This window comes from uncultured Azohydromonas sp., from assembly GCF_937926365.1.
In the GTDB taxonomy this organism is placed as follows: domain Bacteria; phylum Pseudomonadota; class Gammaproteobacteria; order Burkholderiales; family Burkholderiaceae_C; genus Azohydromonas.
Genome location: NZ_CALAOH010000146.1, coordinates 1 through 7,838 on the forward strand (window position 1 = coordinate 1; position 7,838 = coordinate 7,838).

8 protein-coding genes are annotated in these 7,838 nt (G+C 73.1%); 3 read left to right on the forward strand and 5 right to left on the reverse strand.

Going from position 1 to position 7,838, the window contains the following annotated elements:
- Nucleotides 1–43 precede the first annotated feature (43 nt).
- The 5 genes from Q0741_RS15765 to Q0741_RS15785 all read right to left on the reverse strand — a co-directional run bounded on the left by Q0741_RS15765 (nucleotide 44) and on the right by Q0741_RS15785 (nucleotide 3,887).
- Complete coding sequence (locus Q0741_RS15765) at nucleotides 44–961, reverse strand: HprK-related kinase A (protein ID WP_298234151.1); 918 nt, start codon at nucleotides 959–961, stop codon at nucleotides 44–46.
- Complete coding sequence (locus Q0741_RS15770; protein ID WP_298234152.1) at nucleotides 958–1,263, reverse strand: HPr-rel-A system PqqD family peptide chaperone; 306 nt, start codon at nucleotides 1,261–1,263, stop codon at nucleotides 958–960. The genes Q0741_RS15765 and Q0741_RS15770 overlap by 4 nt, the downstream gene beginning before the upstream one ends.
- A gap of 17 nt (nucleotides 1,264–1,280) precedes the next feature.
- Nucleotides 1,281–1,880, reverse strand: a complete 600-nt coding sequence (locus Q0741_RS15775; RefSeq protein WP_298234153.1) for a hypothetical protein — start codon at nucleotides 1,878–1,880, stop codon at nucleotides 1,281–1,283.
- Between the two features lie 147 nt (nucleotides 1,881–2,027).
- On the reverse strand, nucleotides 2,028–2,705 hold the full coding sequence (locus Q0741_RS15780) for a hypothetical protein (protein WP_298234154.1): 678 nt from the start codon (nucleotides 2,703–2,705) through the stop codon (nucleotides 2,028–2,030).
- 123 nt (nucleotides 2,706–2,828) lie between these two features.
- Nucleotides 2,829–3,887 (reverse strand): hypothetical protein, encoded by a 1,059-nt coding sequence (locus Q0741_RS15785; RefSeq protein ID WP_298234155.1) that lies wholly within the window; start codon nucleotides 3,885–3,887, stop codon nucleotides 2,829–2,831.
- Nucleotides 3,888–4,133: 246 nt separating this feature from the next.
- Between Q0741_RS15785 and Q0741_RS15790 the strand changes: the two genes are divergently transcribed.
- The 3 genes from Q0741_RS15790 to Q0741_RS15800 all read left to right on the forward strand — a co-directional run.
- Nucleotides 4,134–5,156 carry a YafY family protein gene (locus Q0741_RS15790; RefSeq protein ID WP_298234156.1) on the forward strand — a complete coding sequence of 341 codons (1,023 nt, stop codon included), beginning with the start codon at nucleotides 4,134–4,136 and terminating at the stop codon, nucleotides 5,154–5,156.
- Between the two features lie 34 nt (nucleotides 5,157–5,190).
- Nucleotides 5,191–6,318, forward strand: a complete 1,128-nt coding sequence (locus Q0741_RS15795; protein ID WP_298234157.1) for a DNA repair exonuclease — start codon at nucleotides 5,191–5,193, stop codon at nucleotides 6,316–6,318.
- The coding region (locus tag Q0741_RS15800) for an AAA family ATPase (RefSeq protein WP_298234158.1) at nucleotides 6,315–7,838 on the forward strand (1,524 nt) is incomplete at its 3' end. The genes Q0741_RS15795 and Q0741_RS15800, both read left to right, overlap by 4 nt.

The window sequence follows — 7,838 nt, forward strand, 5'->3', positions numbered from 1 at the left end:
GCGTCGCCGCGGCCCGCCTGCCGCACCGTGCGCGCGGGCGCGCTCATGCCGCGCCGGCGCGCCCGGCCAGGGCGTCGAACACCGGCACCGCCTCTTCCAGCCGGGCGTAGCTGAAGCGGTGGCAGGCGCTGTCGTCCACCATGCGCGCCAGCCGCTCGAAGCCGGCCAGGCCGTGCACGTTGTAGTTGAAGGCGTTCTCGATCAGCCGCATCAGCGCCTGCGCCTTGGGCAGCGGCTGCAGCTGCGCCGGCTGGCCGGCCGCCCAGCGGGGCAGCACGATCCAGCCCGGGCGCGCGGGCTCGGCGGCGCGGGCCACGCCCTCGGCCGGCGGGCTCATGTGCACCACCGTGCCCTTGACGGTCTCGTGCACCGGCGGCCCGAAGCGCGCCGAAGGTGCGAAGCGGCGCACGATCTCGATGGAGGCGTTCTTCAGGCTCACCGGGCGCGGCAGCGGGTGGATCAGCCCGGTGGCCGGGTCGATGAGCGCCAGCTCGTCGGACAGCAGCCGCCAGCCGCTCAGGGCCAGCGCCGCGCACAGCGTGCTCTTGCCCGAGCCCGAGGGCGCGGGCAGCACCAGCGCGCGGCCGTGGCGCTCCAGCACCGCCGCGTGCAGCGTGAGGAAGCGGTGGTACAGCCCGGTGAGGCACCAGTTCAGGCCCCACTCCAGGATCGGGAAACCCTGGTCGCCGGGCAGCGGGGTGAAGGGCGAGGCGCCGTCGATCTTGAACAGCACCTGCGGACGCCACCAGCGCCGCGGGCCGAAAGGGCGCTCCACGCTGACGTGGAAATCGGCGAAGCCCTCGTCCTCCACCGGGTGCGCGGCGTAGTGCAGCGCGATGCCCCGTGCCACCGCCTCCAGCGGCGAGCGGATGTTGTTGAGCACCGGCCCGGTGCGCAGCCGCAGGCCCGGGCCGCGCAGACGGCGGCGCAGCGCGTGCGCGTCCAGCGCGTCCACCCTCATGGCGCGTCGCCGTCGCAGCCGAGCACCAGGCCGAGCCGGGCCAGGTGGGCCAGGACGGCCCGCAGCGCGCGCACGTCCTGCGCATCGGGCGGGGCGCCGTCCTCGCCGGGCAGCAGCCGCTGCGCGAGCTGCGCGGCGTCCTGTGGGCCGGGGATCTCCAGCAGCGCCAGCAACACCTCGGCGGCGGCGGGGGAGAGCAGGTGCGTGCTCCCGGAAGCGGTGTCGAAGACCACCATCTCTTCCTCGTCGTCCCAGCGGCGCCAGTGCAGCGTGCCCGCGGGCGCCGCATAGCGCATGCCCATGGCGGTCGAAGCCGGGCTTACTGCCAGCTCAGCGCCAGCCACTCGCGGGTGCCCGCGGGCGTGAGCGGCTGCGCGTTCAGGTCGGGAGGGCTGTAGGCACCGTGGTTGAAACGGATGTTGGCCCAGATGGCCTTGACGGCGTCGCCATCCTCGAAGGGAGGCGGCATCCCGCCGTTGTAGGCGTTGAGCCACACGGCCGCGACGTAGGCTTCGAGCGTGTTGGGCTGCTGCAGCACTTCCAGCAGCGTGACGTTGGGCAGGAAGCCGGAGATCGGCGCGCCGTCGAGCACGTCCTTGAAGATGGCGGTGTTGCGGTCCACGCCCACGGGCCAGTCCATGCTTTCGGCCCAGGCGGTCGGCGACAGCCCGTTGCAGGGCCGTGATCGCGAGGGCAGCGTGGTCTGCCGGCTGGCGAAGGTGGAGGCGGAAACGAAGCTCGACGCCGTCACGCACACGCCCGCCGATACCGGCGTGCTGGTGAGCGTCAGCACCACCGGCGCGGCCATGCCCAGACTGCGGCGCAGCATGCGGCGGCGCGATTCGGTGCCGCGCACGGCCGCTGCCGGTGCGCTTTCCCGCTGCGTGCCTGAACCGCTCTCGGTCTGCTGCATGTCCATCCCTCGTCTTAATGGTCGAATGCAGCCGGAGTGTACGTGCGTGCAACAACCCGGCAACAAACGCCAGCTTGCCCTTGTGCCACGACAAAGAGAGCGTGGATTACTTGTGGTGGCCGCTGCCGTTCGTGGGGTGGTCGTGCCGGTGGACTAAGGGGTGTCCGTGAGGGGGCCGTAGCCGGGCAGGGAGGAGGGGGACGACATCGGCGAGGAGGTGGGGCCGGAGCCGTCCCAGGTGCGGGCGATCCACAGCCGGGTGCCCAGCGGCGTCATGGCCGGCTGCTCGGCGCTGGCCGTGGGGGACTTGTAGAAGCCGCCGTTGGCGCGGATGTTGTGCCAGATCGCGATGACCGCGGCGGGCGAGTCGAAGGGTTGGGTCATCTGGCCGCGATAGGCATTGAGCAGCGCGGCCGTCACGTGCGCCTCGATCGTGTTGGGCGCGTTGAGCACGTCCAGCAGCGTGACGGAGCCCTTGCCGTGGTCGAATTCCGCCGAGAGGATGTGTTCGCCGAACTCCTGGTGGAACTTCCGGGTGGGCTTGAGGCCGCCGGGCCAGTAAGGGAGCTTTTGCACCCACTCCGTGGGCGACAGGCCCAGGCAGGGCTCTGAGGAAAGCCTGGCCTGCCGGCTCTGGAACGTGGCGGAGGAAACGAAGGCCGAGGCCGAGATGCACTGGCCGGCAGCCACCGGCATGCTGCTCAGGGTGAGAACCACGGGGGCGGCGGTGCCCAGGCTGCGGCGCAGCATGCGGCGCCGGCTCTCCAGGCGGCGCGCATCGGCGTCGGCCGGTTGCTGTGCATGGTCCTGTTGAAGATGGGGATGAACCATGTCAATCGTCCTGCGGCCTTCCTACTGCTTAGTCAGAGGTGTACCGGCTTTTGTTGCGTCCGTCCGACTTTGTGCCTTCCCTGCCGTGAAGTTGTGGCGGTTTTGTGTCCGCTCGGGGTGCTCTCAGCGCCCTGCGGCACGTTGCGGCGCGCGCCGGCGTGCCGACGGGGCCAAGCCCTGGCGCTCCAGCGCCCAACCCTCGGTGGCCTGCTCCGCCGTGTGCGCCAGAACGCCCTGGGGCGCCAGTCCGCGCGCCACCATGCGGCCCACCAGCGTCTCGCAGGCTTCGGCGTCCAGCCGCAGCGCCAGGCGCTGCCAGCGGCGGTTGAGCGCTTCGTGCGACCAGGCGTCCTCCAGCGCCCAGCGCGTGCGCAGCGGGTCGCCGTCGCGTACCTGCGCCGCCAGCAGGCGCGGGATGAGGGTGTGGATGAAGAGGTTGTAGTCCTGGCGCAGTCCCAGCGCCTCGAACAGCGCCTCGATGCGCGCCAGGCGCGGCGACCACTGCGGATGCGCCAGCTGCAGTGTCAGCAGCGCCTGCAGGCCCTGCACCGGGTTGAGCAGCCGCAGCCGCGGCGGCGGCAGCAGGTGCAGCGGCAGCCGGGCCGCCTCCTCGTGCGGCAGCGGCGTGACGAAGGAGATCAGCGTGCCCACGCGCTCCCACTGGTCGGCGCTCAGCCCGTCCAGCGTGGCCAGGCCGCCGCGCGCCATGCGTTGCAGCTGCGCCTGCACCTGCGCCAGGTCGCGGCTGCCCTTGGCGCGGTTCGCGCCCTCGCTCATCACCGCCAGGTTGCCGGCGGCGTAGCCCGCGGCGTCGAAGACGCGGTCCACGCAGGCGTCGGTGGGGTGCTGCAGCGCCTGAGTCAGCGGCTCGCGCGTGACGGGACAGTGGCCGACCTCGATCTGGCGCAGGAAATGCGGCGTGACCTGCAGCGTCTCGAAGTCGCGCCCGCGCTCCCAGGCTTGCAGCCGCAGCCGCAGCCACTCGCGCACCGAGGGCGTGGCCGCGCGCGTGCGCCGGCCAAAGCGTGCCTGCCCCGCCTCCCAGCCCTGGCGCAGCGCGCTGCCCAGCCCCAGCCAGGCCGGCGGCGGCGCCAGCGCATGGCGCGCGTGCTCCCAGCCGATGTCGAAGCCCACCGGGTCTTGCACCGGCGTGTCGAATTCAAGCCTCCCTTGGGTGCTCATGTCGCGGCTCCTGGACAACTGTGTTCAGATCCTGTGGATTTATACAGTATGCCCTTGATGTAGCTCACCAGGTGAGCCTGTGGACAAGCTCGTGGGGATAATTCGCCGGCGCCTGCCGGGGTCGCTTGCCGGTGGCGCCGCGCGTGCCGCGACCAGGGGCGCGGGCCGCGGTGGCGGGCGGTGTCAGGCGTCCGCCTGAAAGCGGTTGTTACGATTCCTGCCGATGCGCGCCAGGGAGGGAGGCCCGTGGACCGTACCGAACGTTTCTATCGGATCGAGATGCTCATCCGCAGCCGGGCCGGCGGCGGTTGCGTGAGCTTCGCGGAGCTGATGGCCGAGCTGGGCGTCTCGCGCGCCACGCTCAAGCGCGACCTGGAGTACCTGCGCGAGCGCATGAACGCGCCCATCGTCTACGACCGCTTCGCCAACGGTTACCGCTTCGCCACGCCGGCCGAGGGCGCGCCCGCCAGTGCCGCGGCCAGGGCCACGCACGAGCTGCCGGGGGTGTGGTTCAGCGAGGGCGAGATCCACGCGCTGCTGACCATGCACCAGCTCATCCGCGGCCTGGACGAGGGCGGCGTGCTGGCGCGCCACCTGCAGCCGCTGCTGGAGCGGCTGCACGGCATGCTGGGCGCGAGCGACGGCGAGTCGCGCGAGCTGATGAAGCGCGTGAAGATCGCCAGCCCGGCGCGGCGCCCGGTGGTGGCGCGGCATTTCGAGCTCATCGGCAGCGCGCTGACGCGGCGCCAGCGCGTGCACATGCGCTACCGCACACGCAGCCGCCAGGAGGACACCGAGCGCGTGGTCTCGCCACAGCGCCTGGTGCACTACCGCAACACCTGGTATCTCGACGCCTGGTGCCACCTCACCGAGGAGCTGCGCCGCTTCGCGCTGGACGCGGTGCTGGAGGTGCGGCTGGTGGAGCAGCGCGCCCGCGACGTGGGCTTGCGCACCGTGGAGGCGGAGCTCGACGCGGGCTACGGCATCTTCGCCGCCTCGGCCAAGGGCAAGCTGCAGTGGGCCACGCTGCGCTTCACGGCCGAGGCGGCGCAGTGGGTGGCCCATGAGCAGTGGCACCCGGCGCAGCAGGCGACGATGGAGCGCGACGGCACGCTCACGCTGCAATTGCCCTACGCCGAGGTCACCGAGCTGGTCATGGACGTGCTGCGCCACGGCGAGCACGTTCGCGTGATCCAGCCCGAGCGCCTGGCGGAGCTGGTGGCGCAGCGCCTGCACGAGGCCGCGCGCCAGTACCCCGGCGCGGCTTGAGGTCCAATCGCGCACCCCAAGCAGTTCTCCCTACATGACCCGATTCCTGCACACCGCCGACTGGCAGATCGGCCGCCAGTACGGCCGCTTCGCTCCCGACGACGCGATCCCGCTGGCCGAGGCGCGCTTCCTGGCCGTGGAGCGCATCGCCGCGCTGGCGCGCGAGCGCGGCGTGGACGCCGTGCTGGTGGCCGGCGACGTGTTCGACGCCCAGACCGTCTCCGAGCGCACGCTGCGCCGCCTGTTCAACGCGCTGGCGGCCTTCGACGGCCCCTGGGTGCTGATCCCCGGCAACCACGACGCGGCCCTGGCCGAGAGCGTGTGGACGCGCGCGCGCCGCCTGGGCGCCATCCCGTCCCACGTGCATCTCATCGCCACGCCGGGCGCACGCGTGTTCGCCGACATCGGCTTGGCGGTGCTGGGCGCGCCGCTGACGCAGCGCCACACCCACACCGATCTCACCGAAGCCTTCGACACCCTGGAGACGCCCCCGGGCCTGCCGCGCGTGGGCCTGGCGCACGGCAGCGTGCAGGGGCTGCTGGCCGAGGAGATCGACTCGGCCAACCCGATCGCCCCCGACCGCGCGCGCCGAGCCCGGCTGGACTACCTGGCGCTGGGCGACTGGCACGGCCTCAAGCAGATCGACGAGCGCACCTGGTACAGCGGCACGCCCGAGGCCGACCGTTTCAAAAGCAACGCGCCGGGGCATGTGCTGGAAGTGGAGATCGGCGCGCCGGGGGCATTGCCGGTGGTGACGCCGCACGCCGTGGGGCGCTACCGCTGGCAGGCGTGGAGCGAGGCGCTGTCGCTGCCCGGCGACGTGGATCGGCTGGGCCAGGCGCTGGCCGCGCTGGGCGCGGACGACGTGCTCGATCTCACGCTGGCGGGCCGGCTGGACCTGGCGGCGCACCAGCGGCTGCAGGCGCTGCTGGGCGAGGCGGGGGCGCGGTTGCGCAGCCTGCAGATAGAGCAGGAGGCGCTGCGGCTGGCGCCCACGGAGGAGGACGTCGAGTCGCTGCGCGCCGACGGCTACCTGGGCGAGGTGCTGGGCGAGCTGCGCGCGCGCCAGGAGGGCGACGAGGTGGCGCGCGAGGCGCTGTCGGTGCTGGCCGGGCTGCTGCGCGAGCGCCAGCAGGCGCAGGAGCAGGAGGACTTGGCATGAAGCTGCAGCGCCTGCGCATCGAGCAGTTCAAGCAGTTCCGCCAGCCGCTGGAGCTGGCCGGGCTGGAACCGGGGCTGAACCTGTTCACCGGGCCCAACGAATCGGGCAAGAGCACCATCGTGCGCGCCATCCGCGCGGCCTTTTTCGAGCGCTACCGCTCCAGCAGCGTGCGCGACCTGCAGCCCTGGGGCGACGGCAGCGCCAGCCCCAGCGTGGAGCTGGAGTTCGAGAGCGGCGGCCGGCGCTGGCGGCTGCACAAGCAGTTCCTGCAGCGCAAGCGCTGCCGGCTGCAGGTGGATGCGCAGGCGCTGGAGAACGACGAGGCCGAGCAGCGGCTGTGCGAGCTGCTGGGCTTCCAGCTGGCGCAGCGCGGCGAGAGCAAGCCGGAGCACTGGGGCATCCCGGGGCTGCTGTGGATCGAGCAGGGCGGCAGCCACCAGATCCGCGACGAGGTGCTGCACGCCACCGACCACCTGCGCACGGCGCTGCAGGGCTCGCTGGGCGAGGTCGCCAGTACCGCTGGCGATGACGTGCTGGCGCGGGTGCGCGAAGAGCGCAACGCGCTGCTGACCGAGAAGAAGGGCGAGCCGCGCGGCGCCTATGCCGAGGCGATCGCGCTGCGCGATCGGCTGCAGGCCGACTTGCAGGAGACGCAGCAGCGGCTGGCGTCGTACCGCGAGCAGGTGGACCGGCTGGGCCGGGTGCAGGCCGAGATCGCGCTGGACGAGGCGGAGCGGCCCTGGGAGCCTTTCGAGGCGCGGCGTGCCGAGGCGCAGAAGCAGCTCGACGGCCTGCAGGCCGCGGCCGAGCAGCTGCAGCGCCAGCGCGAGCAGCTGGCGCCGCTGCAGCGGCAGATCGATCTGCTGCAGCAGCAGATCGAGGCCCATGCGCAGCAGCAGCGCTCGCTGGCCCAGCGCGAGGCGGCGCTGGCCGCGGCGCTGCAGGCGCAGGAGTCGGCCGCGCAGCGGTTGGCCCCGGCGCGGCAGCGGGCCCAGGAGGTGTTGCAGGCGCAGCAGGCGGCGCAGGCGCTGCTGGAGCGCGTGCGCGCCCGGCAGTGGCGCGAGTCGCTGCAGCGCGAGCACGCGGCAGCGGCGCAGCGCGTGCGTGGCCTGGAGGGCGCGCTGGCCGAGGCGCAGGCCCACGGCGCGGAGCTGGTCCGGCTGCGCGAGGAGGCCCAACGCCAGGCGCTGGACGCGGCGCAGCTCAAGGAGCTGCGCGCCCTGGAGCAGCGGCTGCGCGAGCTGGAGCTGCGCCGCGAGGCGGCGGCGACGCAGTTGCGCTGGAGCTTCGGCACCGGCGCCGCGCCGCGGCTGGACGGCGAGCCGCTGGAGGGCCAGGGCGGGCGCTTGCTGCTGCAGCCCGCGGTGCTGGAGCTGCCGGGGCTGGGCCAGCTGACGGTCACGCCCGGCGGCGCCGACCTGGAGCGCCTGGCGGCACAGCTCGCCGAGGCGCAGGCCGGGCTGGAAGCGCTGCGGCGCCGGCTTGGCGTGGCCTCGCTGGCCGAGGCCGAGGCGCGCCAC

Coding starts and splice junctions, on each gene's coding strand:
- Q0741_RS15765 (WP_298234151.1), bottom strand. CDS start 961: ATGAGGGTGGACGCGCTGGACGCGCACGCGCTGCGCCGCCGTCTGCGC.
- Q0741_RS15770 (WP_298234152.1), bottom strand. CDS start 1,263: ATGGGCATGCGCTATGCGGCGCCCGCGGGCACGCTGCACTGGCGCCGC.
- Q0741_RS15775 (WP_298234153.1), bottom strand. CDS start 1,880: ATGGACATGCAGCAGACCGAGAGCGGTTCAGGCACGCAGCGGGAAAGC.
- Q0741_RS15780 (WP_298234154.1), bottom strand. CDS start 2,705: ATGGTTCATCCCCATCTTCAACAGGACCATGCACAGCAACCGGCCGAC.
- Q0741_RS15785 (WP_298234155.1), bottom strand. CDS start 3,887: ATGAGCACCCAAGGGAGGCTTGAATTCGACACGCCGGTGCAAGACCCG.
- Q0741_RS15795 (WP_298234157.1), top strand. CDS start 5,191: ATGACCCGATTCCTGCACACCGCCGACTGGCAGATCGGCCGCCAGTAC.